The organism is Pseudidiomarina fusca (assembly GCF_032227045.1).
Taxonomy (GTDB): Bacteria; Pseudomonadota; Gammaproteobacteria; order Enterobacterales; family Alteromonadaceae; genus Pseudidiomarina; species Pseudidiomarina fusca.
Genome location: NZ_JANFPJ010000024.1, coordinates 16,013 through 39,712 on the forward strand (window position 1 = coordinate 16,013; position 23,700 = coordinate 39,712).

At 49.5% G+C, this 23,700-nt stretch carries 29 protein-coding genes; 18 read left to right on the top strand and 11 right to left on the bottom strand.

Annotated elements, in window-relative coordinates:
* Nucleotides 1-126 precede the first annotated feature (126 nt).
* The 3 genes from NOG12_RS10705 to NOG12_RS10715 all read left to right on the top strand — a co-directional run bounded on the left by NOG12_RS10705 (nucleotide 127) and on the right by NOG12_RS10715 (nucleotide 2,759).
* Nucleotides 127-366: an accessory factor UbiK family protein gene (locus NOG12_RS10705; protein ID WP_110076729.1), complete on the top strand. Its 240-nt coding sequence runs from the start codon at nucleotides 127-129 to the stop codon at nucleotides 364-366.
* A 6-nt stretch (nucleotides 367-372) separates the two neighbouring features.
* On the top strand, nucleotides 373-1,113 hold the full coding sequence (locus NOG12_RS10710) for a ferredoxin--NADP reductase (RefSeq protein WP_313933265.1): 741 nt from the start codon (nucleotides 373-375) through the stop codon (nucleotides 1,111-1,113).
* 119 nt (nucleotides 1,114-1,232) lie between these two features.
* Nucleotides 1,233-2,759: a YifB family Mg chelatase-like AAA ATPase gene (locus NOG12_RS10715; protein WP_313933283.1), complete on the top strand. Its 1,527-nt coding sequence runs from the start codon at nucleotides 1,233-1,235 to the stop codon at nucleotides 2,757-2,759.
* On the opposite strand, the gene ltaE is transcribed toward NOG12_RS10715, so the two are convergent.
* Nucleotides 2,745-3,767: a low-specificity L-threonine aldolase gene (ltaE, locus tag NOG12_RS10720; protein WP_313933266.1), complete on the bottom strand. Its 1,023-nt coding sequence runs from the start codon at nucleotides 3,765-3,767 to the stop codon at nucleotides 2,745-2,747. The two genes, NOG12_RS10715 and ltaE, sit on opposite strands and share 15 nt — an antisense overlap.
* Before the next feature lie 4 nt (nucleotides 3,768-3,771).
* Nucleotides 3,772-4,437 (bottom strand): hypothetical protein, encoded by a 666-nt coding sequence (locus tag NOG12_RS10725; protein WP_110076732.1) that lies wholly within the window; start codon nucleotides 4,435-4,437, stop codon nucleotides 3,772-3,774.
* Nucleotides 4,438-4,563: 126 nt separating this feature from the next.
* On the opposite strand from NOG12_RS10725, the gene NOG12_RS10730 reads away from it, so the two are divergent.
* The 4 genes from NOG12_RS10730 to NOG12_RS10745 all read left to right on the top strand — a co-directional run bounded on the left by NOG12_RS10730 (nucleotide 4,564) and on the right by NOG12_RS10745 (nucleotide 7,456).
* The gene (locus NOG12_RS10730) at nucleotides 4,564-5,535 is read left to right on the top strand and encodes a PLP-dependent cysteine synthase family protein (protein WP_110076733.1); all 972 of its coding nucleotides are present in this window, start codon (nucleotides 4,564-4,566) and stop codon (nucleotides 5,533-5,535) included.
* A 2-nt stretch (nucleotides 5,536-5,537) separates the two neighbouring features.
* Nucleotides 5,538-6,701 carry a cystathionine gamma-synthase gene (locus NOG12_RS10735; protein ID WP_313933267.1) on the top strand — a complete coding sequence of 388 codons (1,164 nt, stop codon included), beginning with the start codon at nucleotides 5,538-5,540 and terminating at the stop codon, nucleotides 6,699-6,701.
* An 89-nt stretch (nucleotides 6,702-6,790) separates the two neighbouring features.
* Nucleotides 6,791-7,000, top strand: a complete 210-nt coding sequence (locus NOG12_RS10740; RefSeq protein WP_313933268.1) for a hypothetical protein — start codon at nucleotides 6,791-6,793, stop codon at nucleotides 6,998-7,000.
* Between the two features lie 36 nt (nucleotides 7,001-7,036).
* Entirely contained in the window at nucleotides 7,037-7,456 is a 420-nt protein-coding gene (locus NOG12_RS10745) for a VOC family protein (RefSeq protein WP_110076736.1), read from the top strand.
* Here the strand turns inward: NOG12_RS10745 and NOG12_RS10750 are convergent.
* The gene (locus NOG12_RS10750) at nucleotides 7,438-8,379 is read right to left on the bottom strand and encodes a threonine ammonia-lyase (RefSeq protein WP_110076737.1); all 942 of its coding nucleotides are present in this window, start codon (nucleotides 8,377-8,379) and stop codon (nucleotides 7,438-7,440) included. The genes NOG12_RS10745 and NOG12_RS10750 overlap by 19 nt on opposite strands.
* Nucleotides 8,380-8,414: 35 nt before the next feature.
* On the opposite strand from NOG12_RS10750, the gene NOG12_RS10755 reads away from it, so the two are divergent.
* Nucleotides 8,415-9,029, top strand: a complete 615-nt coding sequence (locus tag NOG12_RS10755; protein WP_110076738.1) for a YjaG family protein — start codon at nucleotides 8,415-8,417, stop codon at nucleotides 9,027-9,029.
* Between the two features lie 5 nt (nucleotides 9,030-9,034).
* Here NOG12_RS10755 and NOG12_RS10760 read toward each other — a convergent pair whose 3' ends face one another.
* Nucleotides 9,035-9,313 (bottom strand): DUF1145 domain-containing protein, encoded by a 279-nt coding sequence (locus NOG12_RS10760; RefSeq protein WP_313933269.1) that lies wholly within the window; start codon nucleotides 9,311-9,313, stop codon nucleotides 9,035-9,037.
* Between the two features lie 21 nt (nucleotides 9,314-9,334).
* Entirely contained in the window at nucleotides 9,335-9,985 is a 651-nt protein-coding gene (gene rsmD, locus NOG12_RS10765; RefSeq protein WP_313933270.1) for a 16S rRNA (guanine(966)-N(2))-methyltransferase RsmD, read from the bottom strand.
* Between the two features lie 86 nt (nucleotides 9,986-10,071).
* On the opposite strand from rsmD, the gene ftsY reads away from it, so the two are divergent.
* The 4 genes from ftsY to rpoH all read left to right on the top strand — a co-directional run bounded on the left by ftsY (nucleotide 10,072) and on the right by rpoH (nucleotide 14,082).
* Nucleotides 10,072-11,406, top strand: coding sequence for a signal recognition particle-docking protein FtsY (gene ftsY / locus NOG12_RS10770; RefSeq protein ID WP_313933271.1), 1,335 nt, complete (start codon nucleotides 10,072-10,074; stop codon nucleotides 11,404-11,406).
* Nucleotides 11,403-12,074, top strand: a complete 672-nt coding sequence (gene ftsE / locus NOG12_RS10775; protein WP_153827059.1) for a cell division ATP-binding protein FtsE — start codon at nucleotides 11,403-11,405, stop codon at nucleotides 12,072-12,074. The genes ftsY and ftsE overlap by 4 nt, the downstream gene beginning before the upstream one ends.
* Before the next feature lie 3 nt (nucleotides 12,075-12,077).
* Nucleotides 12,078-13,058, top strand: a complete 981-nt coding sequence (ftsX, locus tag NOG12_RS10780; RefSeq protein WP_153827060.1) for a permease-like cell division protein FtsX — start codon at nucleotides 12,078-12,080, stop codon at nucleotides 13,056-13,058.
* Between the two features lie 157 nt (nucleotides 13,059-13,215).
* Complete coding sequence (gene rpoH, locus NOG12_RS10785; RefSeq protein ID WP_313933272.1) at nucleotides 13,216-14,082, top strand: RNA polymerase sigma factor RpoH; 867 nt, start codon at nucleotides 13,216-13,218, stop codon at nucleotides 14,080-14,082.
* Here rpoH and NOG12_RS10790 read toward each other — a convergent pair.
* Genes NOG12_RS10790 through gpmM form a run of 3 tightly spaced genes read right to left on the bottom strand, consistent with a single transcriptional unit; the run spans nucleotide 14,079 to nucleotide 17,536 of the window.
* Complete coding sequence (locus NOG12_RS10790) at nucleotides 14,079-14,849, bottom strand: divergent polysaccharide deacetylase family protein (protein WP_313933273.1); 771 nt, start codon at nucleotides 14,847-14,849, stop codon at nucleotides 14,079-14,081. The two genes, rpoH and NOG12_RS10790, sit on opposite strands and share 4 nt — an antisense overlap.
* On the bottom strand, nucleotides 14,850-15,995 hold the full coding sequence (locus tag NOG12_RS10795; protein ID WP_313933274.1) for a murein hydrolase activator EnvC family protein: 1,146 nt from the start codon (nucleotides 15,993-15,995) through the stop codon (nucleotides 14,850-14,852). It abuts the gene before it with no gap.
* Nucleotides 15,995-17,536, bottom strand: a complete 1,542-nt coding sequence (gpmM, locus tag NOG12_RS10800; RefSeq protein WP_313933275.1) for a 2,3-bisphosphoglycerate-independent phosphoglycerate mutase — start codon at nucleotides 17,534-17,536, stop codon at nucleotides 15,995-15,997. The genes NOG12_RS10795 and gpmM overlap by 1 nt, the downstream gene beginning before the upstream one ends.
* A gap of 135 nt (nucleotides 17,537-17,671) precedes the next feature.
* Between gpmM and NOG12_RS10805 the strand changes: the two genes are divergently transcribed.
* From NOG12_RS10805 to gpsA, 3 genes are read left to right on the top strand one after another with little or no spacing between them, the layout of a single operon-like run.
* A complete protein-coding gene (locus NOG12_RS10805; RefSeq protein WP_313933276.1) occupies nucleotides 17,672-18,133 on the top strand; it encodes a rhodanese-like domain-containing protein in 462 nt (153 codons plus the stop codon).
* 30 nt (nucleotides 18,134-18,163) lie between these two features.
* Complete coding sequence (gene secB / locus NOG12_RS10810; RefSeq protein ID WP_110076749.1) at nucleotides 18,164-18,661, top strand: protein-export chaperone SecB; 498 nt, start codon at nucleotides 18,164-18,166, stop codon at nucleotides 18,659-18,661.
* Nucleotides 18,662-18,678: 17 nt separating this feature from the next.
* Nucleotides 18,679-19,713 carry an NAD(P)H-dependent glycerol-3-phosphate dehydrogenase gene (gpsA, locus tag NOG12_RS10815; protein WP_110076750.1) on the top strand — a complete coding sequence of 345 codons (1,035 nt, stop codon included), beginning with the start codon at nucleotides 18,679-18,681 and terminating at the stop codon, nucleotides 19,711-19,713.
* A 68-nt stretch (nucleotides 19,714-19,781) separates the two neighbouring features.
* On the opposite strand, the gene slmA is transcribed toward gpsA, so the two are convergent.
* From slmA to coaBC, 3 genes are read right to left on the bottom strand one after another with little or no spacing between them, the layout of a single operon-like run.
* On the bottom strand, nucleotides 19,782-20,366 hold the full coding sequence (slmA, locus tag NOG12_RS10820; RefSeq protein ID WP_162014607.1) for a nucleoid occlusion factor SlmA: 585 nt from the start codon (nucleotides 20,364-20,366) through the stop codon (nucleotides 19,782-19,784).
* 52 nt (nucleotides 20,367-20,418) lie between these two features.
* On the bottom strand, nucleotides 20,419-20,874 hold the full coding sequence (gene dut, locus NOG12_RS10825; protein WP_153827065.1) for a dUTP diphosphatase: 456 nt from the start codon (nucleotides 20,872-20,874) through the stop codon (nucleotides 20,419-20,421).
* A gap of 21 nt (nucleotides 20,875-20,895) precedes the next feature.
* Nucleotides 20,896-22,188, bottom strand: a complete 1,293-nt coding sequence (coaBC, locus tag NOG12_RS10830) for a bifunctional phosphopantothenoylcysteine decarboxylase/phosphopantothenate--cysteine ligase CoaBC (protein ID WP_313933277.1) — start codon at nucleotides 22,186-22,188, stop codon at nucleotides 20,896-20,898.
* A gap of 258 nt (nucleotides 22,189-22,446) precedes the next feature.
* Between coaBC and radC the strand changes: the two genes are divergently transcribed.
* From radC to rpmG, 3 genes are all read left to right on the top strand, one after another.
* Complete coding sequence (radC, locus tag NOG12_RS10835; protein WP_110076754.1) at nucleotides 22,447-23,124, top strand: RadC family protein; 678 nt, start codon at nucleotides 22,447-22,449, stop codon at nucleotides 23,122-23,124.
* 156 nt (nucleotides 23,125-23,280) lie between these two features.
* Complete coding sequence (rpmB, locus tag NOG12_RS10840; RefSeq protein ID WP_110076755.1) at nucleotides 23,281-23,517, top strand: 50S ribosomal protein L28; 237 nt, start codon at nucleotides 23,281-23,283, stop codon at nucleotides 23,515-23,517.
* An 11-nt stretch (nucleotides 23,518-23,528) separates the two neighbouring features.
* Nucleotides 23,529-23,684, top strand: a complete 156-nt coding sequence (gene rpmG / locus NOG12_RS10845) for a 50S ribosomal protein L33 (RefSeq protein ID WP_092857736.1) — start codon at nucleotides 23,529-23,531, stop codon at nucleotides 23,682-23,684.
* The last annotated feature ends 16 nt before the right edge of the window (nucleotides 23,685-23,700 follow it).

A 23,700-nucleotide genomic window follows, 5' to 3' on the forward strand; every position in this document is an offset into this window, starting at 1 on the left:
AACAACCTTCTTGTTGGAGGTGACAAAAGCTGGGTTAAGCGTATGAAAAGCAGATTTTACCGCAACTTCTTGCTAAGCTAAACGTTAATGATGTCAGCCACCACCAGATAAAGATAAGGGGTTGTTATGGATGCGAAAAAAATAGAAGACATAGCCCGCCAGATTAATGACAGCATTCCTGCGGGGATCAAAGATTTAGCGGGTAGTTTTGAGCAGCGCGTAAAAACTATTTTGCAGCAGCAGTTAGGCAAACTAGATGTGGTTACGCGTGAAGAATTAGATGTGCAGCAGCAGTTATTATTGCGTCTACGGCAGCGAGTAGAGCAGTTAGAGCGTGATTTAGCAGCAATGCAAAAACCAGAGTAGATCATCATGGCACAATGGCTAACGGGCGAAATAGTTGAAAACTACGCCTGGAATCAAGATTTATTCACCTTAAAGGTGCGTACTCCTAAGTTTGATTTTATTGCGGGGCAATTTGTGCGTCTGGGTTTAGAAGTAGACGGGCAACGGGTACAACGCGCGTATTCATTGGTTAACGCGCCCACCGCAGATGAATTGGAGTTTTTGGTCAATCGTATTCAAGATGGCTTGTTATCGCCGTTATTACATGGCTTACAGGCAGGGCAAAGAATTGAAGTATCACAGCCACCAAGTGGCTTTTTTACCCTGAACGAAGTGCCGGATGGTGAGAGCTTGTGGCTTATTGCGACCGGTACCGGGGTGGGGCCGTATTTTTCGATGCTAGGTACGGCAGAGCCTTGGCAACGGTTCAAACGGATTCATCTAGTTCATGCGGTGCGTTATGCCAGCGATTTAGCCTATCAGAACCTAGCGCAACAGTGGTTACAGCAGTATCCACAACAATTCAGCTATCAGCCGATAGTGAGTCGTGAGCAGGTTACCGGGGCTTTGTCGGGTCGGGTGCCGGCTTTGATTGAATCAGGAGCTTTGCAAGCGGCGCTAGCAGACCAGTTAGATAGCAGTGCACAAGTTATGCTTTGTGGTAATCCGGACATGATTCGTGATGCCAAACAAGTGCTCGCAGATCTCGGGTTACCGAAAAATCTCCGGCGCAAGCCTGGTAATGTCACCATGGAGCATTACTGGTAAGTCATTTGCCGAGCAAGGTTGCGTAAAATCCGCAGCCGCAATCCGCTATTGCGATAGCAACAAGTGCTTCTTACCGCGCTAAACTGAGGTCTTTTCACCACGGAGTGGTTATGAGCTCAATCAGTTTAGCGCAAGTCTATACGCGCGCCTTGTATGGTATGGACGCCCCTTTAGTTACGGTAGAAGTTTGCCTAGCGGCGGGTCTGCCTGGTTTCAATATGGTCGGTTTACCTCAGGCTGGTGTGCGCGAAGCCAAGGATCGGGTTAGATCAGCGATTATGGCCAGCGGGTATTTATTCCCCAAAGCAAAAAAAATCACCATCAATTTGGCTCCAGCAGATTTACCTAAGCACGGTGCGCGCTATGATCTTGCTATAGCTATCGGCATATTAGTGGCCGATAAGCAGTTGTCGTCTGCAAAAGTTGAAAGCCGTGAATTTTTTGGTGAGTTAACGCTTAACGGTGATTTACGTTCGGTATTAGGTATTTTGCCGGCGGTATTGGCCTGTCGAGATGAGGGCCGAGAAGCTGTTATTCCCCTTGATAATGCCCCCGAAGCCAGCATCTTAAAGCAACAACAGTGTGTTGCGGCCATCAGCCTGCGCGATGTGGTGAGCCATTTGCAGGGCCCGCATGGGCTTCCTTATATCAAGTATCAAGAGCCCCGTGTCGATTTGGAACCCTTTGGCGATGTTGCCGATGTCATTGGACAAGAGCAAGCGAAGCGGGCGCTATTGTTGGCGGCCATGGGAGGTCATCACTTACTTTTTGTAGGCCCCCCGGGCACTGGCAAAACCATGCTCGCCCAACGCCTGCTGGGGCTCTTGCCTCATTTGGCTGAACAAGAAGGCTTAGAAGTAGCCGCAGTACGGAGTATTTCAAACGCAACGGAGCAGCCCCAACATTGGCAGCAACGCTGTGTTCGAGCGCCGCACCATTCCTGCTCTGCGGCAGCCCTGGTGGGCGGAGGTTCACCGCCGCGGCCAGGTGAAATTTCTCTAGCCCATCGCTCAATTTTGTTTTTAGATGAGTTGCCAGAATTTCAGCGTCATGTGTTAGATTCACTGCGCGAACCCTTGGAGTCAGGTCACGTCACCATAAGCCGGGCGGGTTACCAAGCGCAGTTTCCAGCAAAGTTTCAACTGGTTTGTGCTCTTAATCCATCACCGTGCGGACAATTTGATGGCACCTTGGCAAGTGCGCGCTCGAGCCCAGAGCAAATCATGCGCTATCTTGGCAAGCTTTCTGGCCCCTTGCTTGATCGCATCGATATGCAAGTGGATGTGCCGCGACAGCCGGAGGTGCTCGCCCAGCGTGAGGTTGCTCAGCCACCGCTAACTGCGCTTTGGCGTCAGCAAGTGGCCAGCGCACGCGAGGTACAATTGGCGCGACAGGGCTGTTTAAATGTTGAACTTAAACCGAGTCAACTCGCAGAGCATTGCTGCTTGAGTGATGCGGATCATCAGTTTTTGGTGCAAGCCATCGAGCGCTTGCAGTTATCTCACCGGGCCTATCACCGCACCTTGCGGCTAGCGCGAACCATTGCCGACGCTGCACAAGCTTCGGAGATTCAGCGTAGCCATCTTGCCGAAAGTTTAAGTTATCGGGCTTTAGACCGGTTACTTCAACAATTACAACAACTTTAAGGCCTGATCAAAAGCAATGATCACGCGTTCAATATCCTGGCTGCTGATATCTAAATGAGTGACTAGTCGTAGCCGTTGGCCTGCTCCAACAATAATGCCCTGCTCACGTAAGTGTGTACTCACTTTTTGCGCGTCGTCGGTGCTGTTGTAGTTGAGGTAAACCATGTTAGTTTGCGCTGGCTCTACGGTAATAGCAGCGCCGTTCTGGCTTAACTGCATTAATCCGTCGTGTAGTTGCTGTGCATGTCGATGATCGTCGGCAAGCCGCTCAAGATGATGGTCAAGGGCATAATCCATTGCGGCCGCTACGATCCCAGCTTGGCGCATGCCGCCACCGAGCATTTTGCGCCAGCGCCGGGCACGTTCGATGAGTTTGTGCGAACCTACCAAGACAGAGCCAATGGGCGTGCCTAGCCCTTTAGAAAAACAGATAGAGACACTATCGAAGGGTTCAACAAGGGTGGCCAGTGATTGTTCACTAGCTACACAGGCGTTAAAAATGCGGGCACCATCTAAATGCAGCTTAAGGCCATGTTTATTGCAGAGTTTACGTGCCTTGAGCATAAAGTCTTGGCTAATCACTTTACCCGTATGAGTATTCTCCAAAGATAGTAAGCGAGTGATTGGAAAATGCGGGTCATCGGGCTTAATTCGTTTTTCGACTTGAGTTAAGTTAAGCGTACCATCCGCTTCCAATTCAAACGGTTGCGGTACGATGCCACCTAGCACTGCGGCGCCACCAGCTTCATAGCGATAGGTGTGATATTCCTGACCAACTAAGTACTCATCGCCACGTTGACAGTGACTGAGGAGAGCTAATAAATTGGTTTGGGTACCACTACTAGCAATGAGCGCGGCTTCTTTACCAGCCAATTTGGCAATGCGTTGTTGCAATGCATTGATGGTAGGATCATCCCCAAAAACATCATCGCCAACGGGCGCTGCTGCCATTGCGGCACGCATGGCCGCTGTTGGTTTGGTGACCGTATCGCTCCGTAAATCTAGCATGGCTCTACTCCTGATAACCCCAAGCTGGTGGTGGAACTGGTATGGGTTGACTGAGATCAATGTGAACTTCAAATAAACGACCCGGCCGGCTCAATTGATAGCTTAGGGTATTGGCGTCAACAAACTCAAACGTCCAAGTATTGGTGGTAGACACATCCAATCCATTCGCGACAAACAAAGCTTTACTGGCCTCATCGACAGGAAATGCCTGCTTACTAGCGCTGCCAGCTTGTACAGTTTGGCCACCGTATGGTGAGACGGCATCCGCGCTACCATCTTCATGCAAATGATAATGTTGAAAATCAATAACTTCTTGTTGTTGAGTTTGTTGTCTGGTTAGTACCCATGTACGTGAACGATCGTCACCAACATGCAACGGCATCCGAATGGTATTAGCTTCACAATCGCGAATATGCACCACTAACGGATGATCCCAGGCTGGGCTCGGCTGATTATCGGCCACGATAGTGGCGCTGAAGGCTTGTCCGCAATAAGGTTTAAAAGCCGCCATGAACTGTTGTTGAGGGCTTTCGACCGAGGCTGTTGGTTGGCCGCAGGCACTTAACAGCAAGCCACTGGCAGCAATGGTGCTAAGGTACCAAGCTGGTTTCGCTCGGGTTAACAATGTACGCCTAACTTGCTGATACTGAGGTTGCGGTTGATTAGCCATGATTATCCTTTATTGTTATGTAGCTCAGGTGCTATTACTCTGCCACACCGGCTTTTGCTATGGAACACTGCACCGTGCGATAATGCCATTATATTTTAAGCGAACCTAGTAGCGGAATTCATTCATATGCATGTTTATCAGAACGTTTTAGAAATGATTGGCAACACGCCGATGGTCAAAGTTAGTAATATTGATACCGGCCCCTGTGAGTTGTATTTAAAATTAGAACTGCTGAATCCAGGCGGCTCTATTAAAGACCGTATTGCGGTAAGCATGATTGAAGCCGCTGAGCAACAGGGTAAATTACGCCCTGGAATGACGATTATTGAAGCTACCGCAGGCAATACCGGTTTAGGCTTAGCCTTGGTTGCTGCCAGTAAAGGCTACCCGCTAAAAATTGTGATGCCAGACAAAATGTCGGCAGAAAAAGTGAATAACTTAAAAGCCATGGGTGCTGAAGTGATTCGTACTCGTTCAGACGTGGGTAAAGGCCACCCTGAATACTACCAAGATATGGCTGAGCGCTTGGCTGCTGAACATGGTTGGTTCTATGTGAATCAATTTACTAACCCAGCCAACGTGGCAGCTCATTATCGCACGACCGGACCTGAAATTTGGCAACAGATGCAAGGCCAGCTGGATGCCTTTGTGTGCGGCGTAGGTTCAGGCGGAACGCTATCCGGTATTGGTAGCTATTTACGCGAACAAAACCCACAGGTTGATTTGGTTCTCGCTGACCCAGAGGGCTCTATTTTAGAACCTTTGATTAATCGCAATGAAGAAGTAACTGCAGGTAGTTGGTTAGTAGAGGGCATAGGAGAAGATTTCGTGCCAGATATTTGTCAGATCAACTTAGCTAACAAAGCTTATGCTATCAGTGACAAAGAAGCCTTTCATACGGCCCGTGAGCTGTTGGTGAAAGAAGGCGTGATGGTAGGGTCATCAAGCGGTACTTTGATTGCTGCCGCGCTTCGCTATTGCCGTGAGCAAACCAGCCCTAAACGCGTGGTTACCTTGGCTTGTGACACTGGTAATCGCTATTTATCAAAACTTTATAATGACGATTGGATGGCCGAGAAAGGCCTGCTGGAGAAGTAATTATGGCTGACCAAAAGACACTAAAATTTGCAACTCGTGCTATTCATGGCGGACAAGCACCTGAACCGGCGACTGGCGCGGTCATGCCGCCTATTTTTACCAGCTCTACGTATATTCAAGAGAGCCCCGGTGTACACAAGGGGTTTGAGTATTCACGCTCGCACAACCCAACACGTTTTGCTTGGGAGCGCGCGGTAGCGAATCTTGAGGGCGGCCAGCATGGTTATGCGTTCGCTTCAGGGATGGCCGCAACCTCAACCATCATGGAACTGCTGAACAGCGGGGACCATGTGATCGCGATGGACGACTTGTACGGCGGTACCTTCCGTCTATTTGATAAGGTTCGTGGACGTTCAGCAGGACTGAAGTTCTCGTACGTCGATTTAACCGATTTAGCAGCAGTCGCTGCCGCTATTACTGGCAGTACCAAGATGATTTGGATTGAAACGCCAAGTAATCCGATGTTGAAGTTGGTTGATATTGCCGCCGTGTGCAAGCTAGCAAAGCAGCATAATATTTGGGTTGTGGTGGACAACACCTTTGCGACACCTTTTAATCAACGTCCGTTAGAGCTCGGCGCAGACGTGGTGATGCACTCGGCTACTAAATATTTGAACGGTCACTCAGATATGGTTGGTGGTATTGCGGTGGTTGGCGATAACGCCGAGATAGCTGAGCAAATGACCTTTTTACAAAATGCTGTAGGTGCTATTGCCGGGCCATTCGACAGTTATCTAGCATTGCGCGGGGTGAAAACTCTGGCGTTGCGTATGCAGCACCATAATGCTGCTGCACTGAAGATTGCACAATGGTTAGATCAGCATCCGCAAGTAGAAAAAGTCATTTACCCGGGCTTACCAAGTCACCCGCAACACCAGCTCGCTAAGCAACAAATGACCGGCTTTGGCGGCATGATTTCTATTTTATTGAAAGGCGACCTCGATAAAGCACGCCGCTTTTTAGAAGCTGTAGAAATTTTCGCTCTAGCGGAAAGCTTGGGCGGAGTGGAGAGCTTGATTGAGCATCCGGCGATCATGACCCATGCATCTATTCCTGCCGAAAATCGTGCCAAGTTGGGCATTCTTGACAACTTTGTAAGGATTTCAGTGGGGATTGAAGACGTTGAAGATCTTATTGCAGATTTAGATCGTGCTCTAAGCGCTTAATATGTCAGAAAATTTAAACATCTTTTACAATTCAATGAAGATAAGGTAGGCTTATTTCCACAATAATAACGAGACATTAAGGAACATCTATGCCTATTAGCCTGTTTTTATTGCAGGGTTTACTTGCGGCGTTGTTGTTTTATAGATTGGTAGGGCAGCACTATCGCCAGCCGTTGTGGAATACCTTAGCGGTACTAACTTTAGGGTTAGTACCGCCAGTGAATTGGTTGGTACTTATGTTGGCAGTCGGTTACCGACTCTGGCACAAGCCAGCCGCAGCCATGCCGATTAAACATTAATTAAGACGATTAACGAGCCACGAGGCAGTAGGGTCAATGCAGTTACAACCTTTTCATTTGGCTATTCCAGTAAGCTCTATTGAGCAAGCGCGAGCCTTTTACGGTAACGTATTGGGCTTAGCTGAAGGGCGCAGCGCGGCACAATGGGTTGACTGGGATTTCTTTGGGCACCAATTAGTGACTCATTTAGCACCCGAGCGTGCCGGCGTGGCTCACCATAATCCGGTTGATGGGCATGAGGTTCCGGTACCTCACTTTGGCGTGGTGCTAACTATGCCGCAATGGCAGCAATTAGCTGAGCAAGTGACCGCGGCAGGCATCAAGTTTGTGATAGAGCCACATATTCGCTTCGCTGGCCAGCCGGGCGAACAAGCCACCATGTTCTTCTACGATTACTGTGGCAATGCGCTTGAGTTTAAGGCCTTCCAAGACTTAGGTCAGTTATTTGCTCGCTGACAATTACCACCACTAATAATCACGCCAATGCGCTTGCCCTGAAATAGCTCAGGGTAGCGCGTTATGGCTGCGATAACCGTTGCTGACGATGGCTCTATCCATTGTTGGGTGTGCTCCCATACCAGTGCTTGGGCTTGCAGCACTTGGTCATCATTCACCAGTAAAATCTTATCTACCCACGCTTTAATACGGGCAAAGGTATGCTCTCCGACGCGGGTGAGCAAGCCATCACAAATGCTCAACGGTGGCATTGCTGGTTGCAACACACCGGTTTTAAAACTGGCATAGCCATCGGCAGCTAATTCAGGTTCAATCCCATACACGTTGGCTACTTGGTGCTGCTTACCCACGATCGCAGTCCCGCTTAACAGACCGCCGCCACCAAGCGGGGCGAGTAACACCTCTAACTCTGGATACTCTTGTAATAATTCTAGCGCCGCCGTGCCTTGGCCTTGCAGAATGTGAGGATGGTCGTAGGGTGGCACAAAGATGCCACCACTAGGTTCGCGAGCTGCGACAAAAGCTTCACGGGCAGCCATGCCAGGCTCTATATCGATCAATTCGGCGCCATAGCGCTGCATGTTCGCGCGTTTTATCGGTGAGGCATTGGTGGCGACCCCAACGGTTACTGCAATACCCAGCTGTTGCCCAGCCGCAGCTAAAGCGGCACCATGATTGCCTGAAGAAACCGTATACACCCCCGCTTGACGTTGCGCTGGGGTAAGCTGCAAAAGGGCATTACAAGCGCCTCGAAATTTAAAGGCCCCCGTGTGCTGAGTATGTTCACATTTGAGCATCAAGGTAGCACCTAAAGCGTCATTAAGGTGCTGATTGACGATGACATTGGTACGCCGAGTGCGCCCCGCCAGTCGTTTTGCTGCTGCAACAACCTCAGAGTATTCGGTGTTTAGTGATAAATGCATGTATACTCCTGTGACTAAATAAATATGAGGACATTATGGCGGTACTCAATACTTTTGAGCGCATTCGTGCGCTACCTATGCCTTATCAAACGCTGCTGGCGCTCTATTTGTGTCAGCGCATGCTACCTAACTATGAACTCTTTCATCAGGTCACCGGCTTTGGTGATCCAAAACCCTTGCAAGGTGCACTTAATGCCTGTTGGGAATGGGTCTGGCAACCTAAGAAAGTTAAAGTGAACTTTGCTCGCTGGCAAGAGAAAGTCGATGACGAGACGCCTAGCGAACATGGCCACGATATGCTTGGTGTTTATCCGGCGATGGATGCTTGCACCGCAATCAGTACTTTATTGCAAGGACTGATGGATAACAACAGCGCTGATTTTGTTAGCGTCGCAAAAGTATCTCAAGCTGGCGTAGCGAAATTCCTTGAGCTAACCGAAGGTGCTGAGATGTCTGCCGAGCAGCGCCGCAAACTATTACGCGAGCATGAGTTGGCGGTGTACGAAGTTGAAGTGCAACAAGCCATGTTAAACTTTTTGGAGACCCTTGCCGCCAGCCAGCCTCAACCAAGTCAGGCACTGGTGCAACAGGTGCGCCAAATGGTAGCAGACGAAGGCGTCTCCAATATTGGGGTTAGCTTAGCTGATTAACGACTCTACTTTGGTTGGCGTTGCGGTTGTGATTGGACAATGGCAAGCCAACCAATAATGCCAAAAATGACTATTTGCCAATAGTCACCTCGTCGCCACAAAATATGCTCTTTGTAGACGGTGACAAACATCAGTAATTGCAACAAATGCACCGCAATCAGTACCATCATTAAGATGAGAAAAAGAGCAAAACCTTTACCAGGAAACGGCCAGATTAAATTGGCCAACATTGCGCCCCAAACCAAAGCAAATAATAAACGTCCTGCCCAAACTGCCATACTCATTATTGTTATCCTAATTAACTGTTACTCTGGTATCGGAGTCACGTTGGTGCTAGTTACTTTATATAAGCGAAAGGCGACTTGACCAGCTCGCTTCTCTCGATACAAATGCCAGTGAGGTGGCACTTGCGCAATCCAATTCGCCTCTGTTTCTACATAGACCCAACTGTCTGGTGCTAGCCATTGCTGCTGCTCAAGTGCCGCAATGCATTTATCAGCAAGGCCTTGTTGAAACGGCGGGTCGATAAAGACCACATCAAACTGCTGCGGCGCTGGTTGCGCTAAATAGGTTAAAGCATCCGTTGCTAGTGCCTCGGCCTGACAAGGCTCTGCTAGGTCTCTGGCCTGCATGGCTTGGTTGAGTACCTTTGCATGTTGTTGCAATAAGGTCGCGGCTTGCTTATTGCGCTCTAACAGGGTCACGCTCGCTGCCCCCCGTGAGAGCGCCTCGAAACCTAGCGCTCCGCTGCCAGCAAAGGCGTCTAGCACGCGTTGTTGGGCCAGCTCAAACTGCAGCCAGTTGAATAGGGTTTCGCGAATTCTATCGGTGGTTGGTCGTAGCCCTGGTAAATCAGCGATGCTTAATTTGCGGCCACGCAAAAAACCACCAATAAGGCGGAGTTCGCCAGCACCTTTGTGGCTGGCTTTTTTCTGCTTGTTTGAGCGGTTTGGCATGCTAAAGTACGCCTTCTAGGGTTTGACATGGTAAACTGTTGGGCATTGTAACCGAGCAGCACAGAACTTCCAAAGGTAAAGCAAGCATGGCCAAAGGATCGTTATTTTCGTTTTTTCGTAAAAAAGACAAGCCCAAAGAGGCGTCCGAGGTAACCTCAACTCCAGCAACCACTGATTCTGCCACTGATCCAAGCATAGATTCGAACAGTGATTCAGTGAGTGACCAAGCCACGATAGCGGAGACTGGCGAACCAGCCGAGCGCGAAGAAGCAGTTGTAGTTGGCGAACTAACTGAAAGTACAGAACCAGCCGAAAGCGCCGAACCAGTTGAACCAGTTGAACCAGTTGAGCCAGTTGAGTCAGTTGAGCCAGCCGAACCAGCCGAGCCGGCAACAGTGGCGGCGGTAGCAGCACCTGATGCGGCCGAAGTGTGCGCCCAAGTCACTGCAGAGGTAGCCGCTAAAAAGGCAGCTAAACCGGCCAAACAAGGTTTATGGGCTCGCCTGACCCAAGGCCTCAAAAAAACATCAAGTGCTATTGGCGATGGCTTGTGGGGCTTGTTCAAAGACAAAAAAATTGATGATGAATTGTTTGAGGAATTAGAAACGCAGTTGCTTACGGCTGATATTGGGGTCCCCACCACGCAGCGTATTGTCGACCGTTTAACGCAGCATGCGAACCGCCATCAGTTGAAAGATGCCAATGCCTTGTATGACCTGTTGCAACAAGATTTAACCGAGATCCTTAAGCCCGTTGAACAACCGTTACAAGTGAATCAAGATGGCCCTTTTGTGATCTTGATGGTAGGTGTGAACGGAGTAGGTAAAACCACCACTATTGGTAAGTTAGCCCAGCAATTTAAACGCCAAGGCAAATCGGTGATGCTAGCTGCTGGCGATACCTTTAGGGCTGCAGCGGTCGAGCAATTGCAAGTATGGGGTGAGCGCAATGATATCCCTGTTATTGCGCAGCATACGGGCGCTGATAGTGCTAGCGTGATTTTTGATGCGGTAGAAGCCGCCAAAGCGCGCGGGGTTGATGTATTGATTGCTGACACGGCCGGGCGCTTGCAAAATAAAGCCCATTTGATGGAAGAACTGAAAAAAGTGGTACGGGTGATGCGCAAGCTAGACGAAACCGCACCGCATGAAGTGATGCTGACGCTAGATGCTGGCACAGGGCAAAATGCCATCAGCCAAGCCAAGCTTTTCACTGAAGCTGTGGGGGTATCTGGCATCACTTTAACCAAGCTTGATGGCACCGCCAAAGGTGGGGTTATTTTCGCTATCGCCGACCAATTTAACATTCCTATTCGTTATATTGGGGTAGGCGAAGGTATTGACGATTTGCGCCCGTTTGTCGCGGACGAGTTTGTTGCAGCGCTGTTTCAGCGCGAGTTAACCCACAGTGATAACGCATGATTAAATTTGAGCAAGTAAGCAAAACTTACCCTGGTGGCTTTCAGGCATTAAACAACGTGAGCTTTCATCTGGAACCAGGTGAAATGGCGTTTCTAACGGGTCATTCGGGGGCAGGTAAAAGTACCTTGCTCAAATTAATAAGTATCCTTGAGCGTCCAAGTGCTGGCCGTGTGCTCATTAATGGTCACGATTTAAAACGGATCTCGGCACGGCAAGTACCTTATGTGCGGCGTGATATTGGGATGATTTTTCAAGACCACCGCCTGCTGATGGATAAAACCGTGTTAGACAATGTCGCACTGCCCTTACTCATTGAAGGCTACAGTATGGCCGAAGCGAAAAAGCGGGTTCATGCAGCACTAGAGAAAGTAGGTCTGTTGGACAAAGTTCGGCACTACCCCTATATGCTATCGGGCGGCGAGCAGCAGCGCGTTGGGATAGCTCGCGCCGTGGTCAATAAACCGCCGTTATTGTTGGCGGACGAGCCTACCGGCAACTTAGATCCTAAGCTATCTATGGATATTATTCGGTTATTTGAAGAATTTAATCGGGTAGGGGTCTCTGTATTGATTGCAACGCACGATTTAGGCCTGATTGCGCGGTTACGCTACCGCACCCTAACCTTGCGTGATGGGCGTATGATCAACGATGGCTTACAGGAGAATTAAGCCATGAGTTTATTATTCCGATCACGCCAACAAGGGGCAAGCCAAGTCAATATTTCAAAGCTTCAACGTTTTGTCATGTTTTGGGTGCACAATGTGCAACAAGCCTTGGCGAGTCTTGGCGAATTGTTACGTTATCCGTTGGCTAGCATGATGACGATGGCGGTGCTGGGGTTAAGTTTAACGCTACCAGCAACGCTATACGTGGTGGTTAAAAATACGGAAAGCTTGGGTGCGGATTGGCAAAATGCAGCAGAAATCACGCTGTTTTTGCGCAAAGACTTAACCCAGCAAGAAGTAGACACTGTGCATAAGCGTTTGAGCTTGTCTAGTGCCATAGAATCCGTACGTTGGATTGATAAACAACAAGCTTTGAGCGAGTTTAAAGAACAGTCGGGCTTTGGTGATGCGTTGGCGGCATTGCAACAGAACCCTTTGCCGGATGTGCTTATTGTAACCCCGGTAGCAGCACAGCGCAGTGCGGCTGCAGCACGGCAATTGCTTAGCCAGTTACAACAAGAGCGTGAAGTAGCTGAAGCGCGCTTAGATTTAGATTGGCTGACGAGGCTGGAGGCTATTTTAGCGGTGATACGCCATGGCTTATCAGCGTTAGCTTTGTTGTTATGTGTGGCGGTGGTGTTAATCGTAGGCAATACCATCCGTTTAAATATCAATAGCAAACGCGATGAAATCATGGTGATGAAATTGGTGGGTGCTACCGATGCCTATATTCAGCGGCCTTTTTTGTATACGGGTATTTGGTATGGCCTGGTGGGTGGCGTGATTGCTTGGGTAGCAACGGCATTGATCATTTGGTGGATCAGCGGTACCGTTGCTCACGTCAGTGAACTGTATCAAAGCCAATTTCGTATTGAAGGCTTAAACTTTAGTGAAATGATGGTGTTATGGTTAGTGGCAATTGGGTTGGGGCTGCTTGGATCGTACCTTGCTGTAAGAAAACATGTACGAACCATTGAAATGACCTAGCTTAGCCCTTAAGTTAAACCTGAGATTAAAGATCTCACAACCATTGTCAGCAGCGTCGTTTTTGCTAGAATGAGGGAACTTTCAGGCTTAAAAAGAGTCTGAGTAGGTGCCTGCAGAACTTAGTACAGGCACCCAAATTTAAAGAGGATGTTGTTGCATGAGCACTGAAATTACGAGTATGGCATTAACGGTACCGCAATCGAGCGGTAGCTTAGAGGCGTATATTTCGTCAGTGAATCGCATTCCTATGCTGTCAGCAGAAGAAGAACGCGAGTTGGCGGAGCGCCTACAAGAACAGGACGATTTAGAGGCTGCACGTCAGCTCATCATGTCGCACCTGCGCTTTGTCGTACATGTGGCCCGCAGCTACTCAGGTTATGGCTTGCCTCAGGCCGATTTAATTCAAGAAGGCAACATTGGCTTGATGAAAGCTGTACGCCGGTTTGACCCGACCGTGGGGGTACGCTTGGTATCTTTCGCGGTGCATTGGATTAAAGCTGAAATTCATGAATACGTGCTGAAGAACTGGCGTTTGGTCAAAATCGCTACCACCAAAGCACAACGTAAATTGTTCTTTAACCTGCGCAAAATGAAAAAGCGTTTGGGTTGGTTTACTCAAGATGAAGTAAATACGGTAGCTGAAACTTTAGGTGTTAGTACTTCTGAAGTATTGGAAATGGAAGCTCGAATGAGTGCCCATGACCAAGCCTTTGAGTTGAGCTCAGACGATGATGATGCGCGCGAAGGTAGCAATTACTCACCGGCTCAATATCTAGAAGATAAGCGCTCAGACCTCGCTGAAGAAGTTGAGCAAGAGCAGTGGGAAGCTCACACTCAGCAGCGTTTATTATCGGCAATTAATACTCTGGATGAGCGTAGCCAAGATATTGTTAGGGCGCGTTGGTTAGATGAAGAGAATAAAACGACCCTACAAGAGCTGGCAGAAAAATATCAAGTGTCAGCCGAGCGAGTACGTCAGTTAGAAGTGAATGCAATGAAGAAATTGCGGTTAGCGATGGCTTAATTTAAGAGCTCAGAAACGTACACAAACTGAAAAGATTCCGTTGGTAACAACGGAATCTTTTCTTTTAGAAAGGCCAACGTTTCCGGATGAGGGTGCGCAATCACCACCGCCTGCGACTGCTTCTGCGCCAGCTCTAGGAGCCCCTGCCAAGCTTGTTCTAGCGCCACCTGCTGCAATTGATTATCAAGGAATACATGCCGCCTTATGGTGGGTACTCCATGAGTAAGGGCCTGTTGTTCTGCCACGGTAGCTGCGCTAGTACGGCTATCTAAAAAATACAGCTGACGCTGCTTTAAGGCTTGCATCAACCACGCCATACTTTGCTTTTGTTCGGTTAAATAGCTGCCTTGATGATTGTTTACCCCTTGTGCATGGGGCACCTGCTGCAATGCATAATCAAGCAAGAGTTCAATATGTGCTAATGAGTCGCTCGCGCTTAGCATGCCAGCTTCTGTGGCGGACTGCTGTCCTTGGGCTTGCATCGGTAAGTGCAGCATCACCTGATGACCAGCCTGATGCGCAGTGGTCGCTAGTTTAGCGGCATGCGGCGAGCTTGGTAAGATAGCTAAGGTAATCGGAATTGCTAAATCGAGAAACTCTTGATGGCGAAGGTGGTGGCCCACATCGTCAATCACCAGAGCAATCTTGGCTGGCTTTGGCGCTTCGCTGAATGGCGGGGTTAGTAGCTGAGGAGGCTGGGCTAAGGCTTTGCTTGCGATCAAGCTCAAGATTAACAGGCAAGCACCCCCTAGCAACGGGCGCAACATTTAACGACACCACAGGGTAGGGTTAACAGCGTCGCCTTTAACCCGGATTTCAAAATACAAGGCTGGGCTCTCACGGCCACCGCTTTGTCCCACTAAGGCGATGGTTTCATTACGGCGCACTATGTCACCCTCGGCGGGTAAAATGGTTTGGTTGTGGCCATACAGGCTCATATAGCCATCGCCATGGTCCAATACCAGTAATAGGCCGTAGCCACGTAGCCAATTGGCAAATAAGACGCGGCCATCAGCGATAGCCGTAACAGGGGTGCCATCTGCCGCGTCAATGATCACGCCTTTCCACTGTAAGCCGCCACTTCGCGCCGTACCAAACACTCGTTGCACTTTGCCTTCGGCAGGCCACTGTAACTGTCGCTTGAGCTCCGCTAATCCATTTAATTGCGGCTCATTGCGCATTGCTGCGATGATTGCCGCCAACACCTGCTCTAGGGCTTCTTGGTTCTGGCGGAGTTGGCTAATGGCTTGCTGATCCGCTTGTTGCTCGCGATTTAAGCGTGCGATAAGTTGTTGTTGTTGCTGCTGTTGTTGCTGCAACACGCCTTGTTGCTGGCGCTGCTCAGCCAATTGCTGTTGCTGCTTAGCTTGTTGCTCATCAACGTCGGCCCGTACTTGTTCTAGTTGCGCATAGGTAGCTTGCAGTTGCTCTAACTGCTGCATCCGAGCTTCATTAAAGTAGCGATAGTAGCCCAGTACCCGCTCAATTTTACTGGGCTCTTGTTGTTGCAATAACAGCTTTAAATAATCGTGTTTGCCTAACCGATAGGCGGTATCAATTTGTTCAGCCAAAAGCTCCAGTTGTTGTTGCTGTTGCTGTTCTAGTTGCTGCTGCTGTTGTTGTAAATCCTTGATACGAGCGACCGTCGCCGCTAGCTCTGTAGCGGTATGATTCAGTTCGTTCGCAATACTGGCTATTTGCCGTTCTAACTGTTGTAACTCGCGCTCAGTTAAGCTGAGTTGTTCAGAACGTTGGTCTAAGGCTTGCTGCCGGCGCTTAAGCTCAGTCGCAATTTGCTGCAACTGGGCTTCAGTTGCAGCTTGTTCTGCTTGACTGTCCGTCTGCGCTACGGCCGCAGCACTACTTAAGAGCCAGAATGTCAGCGCCAGCCAGCGACCCCAAGTAGCTACCATTAGCTGCTTTGAGTTAAGGTAACAATGGGTTTGCCCGTCATCTCTGGCGGAGTTGGTAGCCCTAATAAATGCAGCATCGTAGGAGCTACATCAGACAAGGTGCCACCCGCACGAGCTGTGGCATCACGACCCACATAAATAAACGGCACCAGCTCACTGGTGTGGGCAGTGTGTGATTGGCCCGTATGATGGTCTTGCATTTGCTCAGCATTGCCGTGATCTGCGGTAATTAGACACTCACCGCCAACCTCGCGTAGCGCTTCAACCACCCGCGCGATACAACGATCGACAGCTTCACAAGCTTTTACGGCAGCAGCAAAATTGCCCGTATGACCGACCATGTCGCCGTTCGGGTAGTTACAGATAATCACGTCATGTTGGCCGGCGCGAATGGCGGCAACCAACTCATCAGTGAGTAGCTCGGAGTTCATCTCTGGCTGCAAATCGTAGGTTGCTACATTGGGAGATGGGATCAACACTCGCTGTTCACCAGCAAACTCTTGTTCCCGTCCACCGCTGAAGAAAAAAGTAACATGCGCATACTTTTCGGTTTCAGAAATACGCAACTGGGTGTAGTCATGCTTGGCGAGCCATTCGCCTAAAACGTTATTCAGTGACTCAGGCGGATAGGCAACGGGGCCATTCAGCTCTGCTGCATATTCTGTGAGCATAACGAAGGCTCCTAACTGGGGCCGCTGACCACGGTCAAATCCATTAAAGTCTTCATCTAAAAAGGCGTGGCTCAGTTGACGCGCGCGGTCGGCGCGGAAGTTCATGAAGATCACTGCATCACCCTCTTGCATCGGCGCTTTATCGCCAATCCGGGTGGCTTGCACAAACTCGTCATTTTCGTCACGTTCGTAGGCATCAGCAAGTGCTACTAAGGCACTATCTGCTTGATAAGAAGCCTTGCCATGGACGATTAAATCCCAAGCTTGCGCGACTCGATCCCAGCGCTTATCTCGGTCCATCGCAAAGTAGCGTCCGCAAAGACTTGCAAATCGCCCCACGCCAAGCTGACTAAACAAGGCATCAAAGCGCTCCAGAGAAGCTTTGGCAGAACGTGGTGGGGTGTCACGACCGTCTAGAAAACCATGCACATAAATTTTTTGTGCCCCGCGCTGGGCGGCTAGTTCAACCATGGCTAACAGATGGTCTTCGTGACTATGCACGCCACCTGGTGATAACAGCCCCATGATGTGAACCGCTTGGTCGGCCCGCACCGCCTTGTCTACCGCCTCAGTTAAAGCAGGATTAGCAAAGAAATCGCCATCGCTGATAGCTTTGCTGATGCGGGTAAAGTCTTGATACACCACGCGCCCTGCACCAAGGTTTACATGGCCCACCTCAGAGTTACCCATTTGCCCGTCTGGTAGGCCTACTGCCATCCCTGAGCCGTCAATCAATGTATGTGGGCATTGTTGCCACAGGGCATCCATAGTCGGAGTATGTGCTGCCGCTATCGCATTATCGGCAACTGCCTCGCGATGGCCCCAACCGTCTAAAATAATTAACGCCAATGGTGTATGCGCTTTACCCATAACATCCTCGGTGGTTTTTTAGTAAATTCATCAAATTGAATCTATTTTATGCGATTTTAGCTTGCTCCGCACCCTTTCTAGACATTCATTAACACCAAATTTTACTGGCAACGGGCAAATCAGTAGGTATACTCTGTGGCTTGTTTTTCAACTGGAGTTACGTTCACCATGGAGCAAATCCTTGCCTTCGCTGCAGACCACCTATTTATGAGTCTGCTTTGGGTTATTCTTTTAATTGCCATTGTGGTTACTTATGTTCAAGCCGCAACTTCCAAAATAAAAAGTTTGACCCCGCAGCAAGCAACCTTATTAATTAATAGAAATGATGGGGTGTATGTTGATATTCGCTCGGTGGATGAGTACCGTAAAGGGCACATTCAGGATTCTCTGCATTTAACTGCCGATAAAATCCGGAAAAATGAACTGGCACCACTTGAGAAATTCAAATCTGCCCCCATCGTGGTGGTATGCGCAACGGGAATGACCGCAAAAGGGGCTGCAGCTACGTTAGCTAAAGCTGGGTTTGAACAGGTTGCAATACTCCAAGGTGGAATTTCTGCCTGGCAGGGCGCCAGTTTCCCACTGGTAAAAAAATAATCGTTTGATCAAGCAATAGGAAGTAGAACAATGGCTGATGAACAGCAAGTAAATGGCGCCGCACAGGACGACGCACCACAACAACAAGCATTCCAAATTCAACGCGTCTATGTCAAAGATGTTTCGTTTGAAGCGCCAAACTCGCCGGCAGTTTTCCGTCAAGAGTGGAAGCCAGAGTTGAGCTTAGACTTAAATGTGAATAACACTAAGTTAGAAGACAACACCTACGAAGTTGTGTTGAAAATTACTGCAACCAACAAAGTAAATGGCGAAGTAGCGTTCTTGGCTGAAGTTCACCAAGCAGGTATTTTCACCATCGCTGATTCACTCGAAGATGGTCAACGTGCACACTTATTAGGCGCGTTCTGCCCGAATATCTTGTTCCCATACGCACGCGAGACTTTGTCTAGCTTAGTTAGCCGCGCAACCTTCCCACAATTGAACTTAGCGCCAGTTAACTTCGACGCGGTATTTGCTCAGCATATCCAGCGTCAGCAGCAAGAAGCTGCCGAAGCTACTCAGCAATAAGTTAGATTGCAAAACGAATGCGTAATGCACAAGTAACAGTGCTAGGAGCCGGTTCTTATGGAACCGCCCTAGCACTTTGTTTTGCCCGTAAGGGTACGGCGACCTGTTTATGGGGTCGCGATGCCGAGCAAGTTGCAGCTATGGCTGCTGAGCGCGAGAACAAACGCTATCTGCCAGGCATTACCTTACCTGATAATCTCCAAGTTACTGCAGACTTAGCTGAAGCAGTAGCTGCGTGCCATAATATAGTGGTGGTTGTGCCCAGTGGCGGCTTTAAGCAAGTACTACAAGATATTGCGCCGCAATTATTGCCTGATGCCCGAGTGGCTTGGGCGACCAAAGGTTTAGAGCCCGAAACAGGCCGGTTATTATTTGAAGTAGCAGAAGATATTTTGGGTGACGAGCACGCCTTAGCGGTGCTTTCTGGCCCAACCTTTGCGATGGAAATGGCTAAAGGTTTACCTACCGCTATCTCGATGTCTTCTACGGATCCGCAATTTGTTGAAGATCTGTCTGAACTGCTGCACTGCGATCGCAGTTTTCGCGTTTATACCAACGACGACTTTATTGGCGTGCAGTTAGGTGGCGCCGTTAAAAATGTGATCGCTATTGGTGCGGGGATGGCGGATGGTGTGGGTTTTGGCGCTAATGCTCGCACTGCCCTCATTACACGCGGCTTAGCTGAGCTCACCCGATTAGGATTAAAGCTTGGCGCTAAACCAGAAACCTTTACTGGCATGGCAGGATTAGGCGACTTAATTCTAACTTGTACCGACAACCAATCACGTAATCGGCGTTTTGGTTTGGCCTTAGGCCAAGGTAAATCCGTTGACCAAGCTATGGCTGAAATCGGCCAAGCGGTGGAAGGCTATCGCAACACGCGCGAAGTGGTGACCCTAGCACGACGCCATGGTGTAGAAATGCCGATTTGTGAGCAGTTGTATGATGTTCTGTACGGAGATACTACGCCACAGCAAGCTGCAATCAACTTGCTAAGCCGCGCTCGGACGTCTGAATCGGTGGCGACTGATACAGCCAGTGAGAACAATTAAGCGATGCATTGATATGACCAGAAGCAGACCAGTCTAAGCTGCTCATGCTTCTGGTGCTAGTTGCCTGACTAGCGTAGCAATTGTTCCGCAATGGTTTGCCACTGCTGCTCAAAATGAGTGGTTGGTTTATGGGTAAACCCTGACCGCACAAACTGCGCGATTTTACCATCGGTATAAGCCATAAGTAGATTGGCGAGCATCCCTTCATCTAGCCCAGCGACCACTTTCTCACGTAATCGACGCTCCCGTAAGACCTGTTTGAAGTTAGCTTCTAGCTTATCAAAAATGCCAGTCACTCGATCTCGTAAACGTTCGTGCTCACCGAGTAGGGCATCTCCGGTAATCACCCGCGTGATGCCAGGGTTACGCTCAACAAAAGTAAGCACCAGTCGCACCATCATTTCACAGCGCGCTAACGTGTCTTTTTCATTTTCTAAGATTTGGTTGATGCGCGACAAAATGGCATCTTCAGTAAAATCAATCAGGCCTTCAAACATTTTCGCTTTCGAGGCGAAATGACGGTATAAAGCGGCCTCAGAGACACCCACTTCAGCAGCCAAACGGGCTGTGGTGATGCGTTGTCCTGGGCTGGTTTCTAACATGGCGGCGAGAGCGGCTAAAATATCCTGTTTACGATTCTGTTTTGCGGTCACGTGGTTGCTTCCTTGGTTATGATTCTTAGTAGCAGAGCCTATTTAGCACGGCTTAGCGGGTACCCGAATGACCGAAGCCACCGGCGCCTCTGTCGGACTCAGAAAAATCTTCAACGAGATTAAATTGTACTTGCACCACCGGCACGATAACCATCTGCGCAATGCGCTCGCCAGGCTCAATGGTATAAGCATTAGTGCTGCGGTTCCAAACCGACACTTTCAGTTCACCTTGATAATCTGAATCGATTAAACCCACTAAATTACCTAGCACCAAGCCATGTTTATGTCCCAATCCAGAACGTGGCAGCAGGGTAGCGGCAAGGTTAGGGTCGGCGATATGAATCGCTAGCCCCGTTCCTACCAGATGGGTCTCGCCTGGCTCCACCGTAAGTGGTTGGTCAAGACAAGCACGCAAATCTAGGCCGGCTGAACCTGGGGTTGCGTAAGTTGGCAAGGGGATGCTTTGGCCAATTTTAGGGTCAAGAATTTTAAGGTCGATAGCAGTCATGCTGGGTTCCTGGTTCTAAACTTAAGAGGTTGCTGAATCTGCGCCACTTTGATAAGAAAAGTCATGGCTATTTTTTAGTTTAACGGCATGCTGTAACAACTGGGTAGCAATACTCAGTTTATCTGCCTCCGGCAGATCTAAGTGCTTAAGTAGCCCCTGTTGGTCGTGCCAGTAGAGTGTCATGGCATTGACGTCGCTGTTAAAGCCGATAGCGCTGCTACTAACATCGTTAGCGGCGATCATCGCGAGTTTCTTTCGTACCAATTTACTTTGGGCATACCGGGCAACGTCATTGGTTTCAGCGGCGAAGCCAATAGTAAAAGGTGGTTTGGTTAAGTTACTTACCGTAGCTAAAATATCAGGGTTTTTAATTAGGGTTAGAGCTAACTCATCTTGCTCCGCGGTCTTTTTCATTTTATGGCTAGCGACGGTGGCCGGGCGATAATCGGCGACCGCTGCACATCCAATAAAAATATCGGCGCTGGGAACCGCTGTTAACACTGCCGCTAACATGTCCTCAGCACTAGTCACATCGATGCGCGTCACCCCTACTGGAGTGGGGAGCTGACAAGGGCCGGCAATTAAAGTCACAGTAGCGCCTAGTTGTTGCGCCGCCGTAGCTAAAGCGAACCCCATTTTACCCGAGCTATGGTTGGACAAATAGCGCACCGGATCGATGGCCTCGCGGGTGGGACCTGCGGTAATCACCAAGTGTTGATTCGCCAGAAGAGCAGCCACAGATTGTCTATCCGCTGCTAACGCCCGTACTACCAGCTCTCGCAGCTCTAGCGGTTCTGGCATACGCCCACTACCAACATCACCGCAAGCTTGAGCACCGCTATTAGGTTCTATCAGCTGCATGCCGTACTGCTGAATCCGTTGCAAGTTGGCTTGTACTGCTGGTGCTGCCCACATCTGCTGGTTCATGGCAGGTGCCACCCAGATAGGAGCGGCAGTAGCTAAGCACAGGGTGCTAAGTAAGTCATCAGCGCTGCCGTTAGCAAGCCTTGCCAGCATATTTGCACTCGCAGGAGCTAGCAGCACTAAATCAGCCCATTTAGCCAATTCTATATGGCCCATGGCAGCTTCGGCCGCAGGGTCAAGCAAGTCATGATGCACAGGATGTCCCGATACCGCTTGGAGCGTTAGTGGCGTGATAAAGGCTTGGGCACCTTGGGTCATCACCACGCGCACAGAGGCGCCGTAATCACGCAGGCGACGCACCAATTCGGGAATTTTATAAGCGGCAATACCACCGCTTACACCCACCAGTATGTTGCGGTTGGCTAGCGGTTGCTCGGGGCTATAAGTCATAGTAAGTCCTTACCTTTACAAGGTCTTTACCTTAGCACATTGGGATAGCTTTAGGCGATATCTGACGTGGTACTTTTCAATCACGCAATCTAGCTTAGGTAAGGACGCACGCCTGCTGCGCAAGCCCTTAGTCTAGCGCCTTAGCGCATGAATTTGTGACCACCTTGCTTTGGTTACCTAACCAATGGCAGCCGATCGTCGGTCAAAATTAGCTACATTAGGCGCTCTGACCCATCTGAGCAAACAAGGAAAGTAACCATGCCCACTGTAAAAGACTGGCCTGTCGCCGAGCGTCCGCGCGAAAAAATGGCTGAACTAGGAGTCGCCACCTTAACCGATGCTGAATTATTGGCTATCTTGCTCGGCACCGGAGTGAAGGGCAAAGATGTGGTCACCTACTCACGCGACCTGTTGAGCCATTACGAGGGTATTGGCGGTTTGCTCGCGGCGCCCGCCGAGAGCCTCCTGCAACAGACAGGGATTGGCCCGGCCCGGGTAATGCAATTGCAAGTGGTGATGGAAATTTCACGGCGCTATTTAGCGTGGCAATTACGGCGTGACGATGGCTTTACCCAACCCTCCATGGTGCGTGACTATCTTACCGCACAGTTGCGTCATCAAGAACGCGAAGTGTTTGTGGTGCTGCTACTTGATAGTCAGCACCGGCTGTTAAAATACGTTGAATTATTTCAGGGCACCATCAATGCGGCTCCAGTTTATCCGCGTGAGGTGGTTAAGTTAGTACTGCAATGTAATGCGGCAGCGGTTATACTAGCGCACAATCATCCGTCAGGGGTGGCTGAACCTAGCCAAGCCGACCAGCGCGTCACTGAGCGCTTGAAGCGAGCCCTAGCGATGATCGACGTCGCGCTACTCGATCACTTTATAATTGGTGCTGGATCACCAGTTTCATTTGCTGAACGAGGGTTGTTGTAGTAAAGTAGCGCCGCCGTTTATAGGATCAGAAAGATCAAAAAATATCTGCGATCACTTGATTGCCGGGCCAATTTGCTGTATAAAATGCGCCCTCGGATTCAAGGCAAGGCCGCGATGGGCGACAGGCGAGCTTGAAGCAATTTTGGAGTAAATAGAATGTCACGAGTATGTCAAGTTACAGGAAAGCGTCCGGTTACCGGTAATAACCGTTCTCACGCGCGCAATGCGACCAAGCGTCGTTTCCTGCCGAACCTGCAATCACACCGCTTCTGGGTAGAATCAGAAAAGCGTTGGGTTAAATTGCGTATCTCTACCAAAGGTATGCGTATTGTTGATAAAAATGGTATCGACGCGGTGCTCGCAGATTTGCGCGCTCGTGGCGAAGCTGTGTAAGGAGATAAACCATGCGTGATAAGATTCGTTTAGTTTCTTCTGCCGGTACTGGTTATTTCTACACTACCGACAAGAACAAGCGCAACATGCCAGAAAAAATGGAAATCAAAAAATACGATCCAGTGGTTCGTAAGCACGTGGTTTTCAAAGAAGCTAAAATTAAGTAAGCTTCTTCTGAGCATA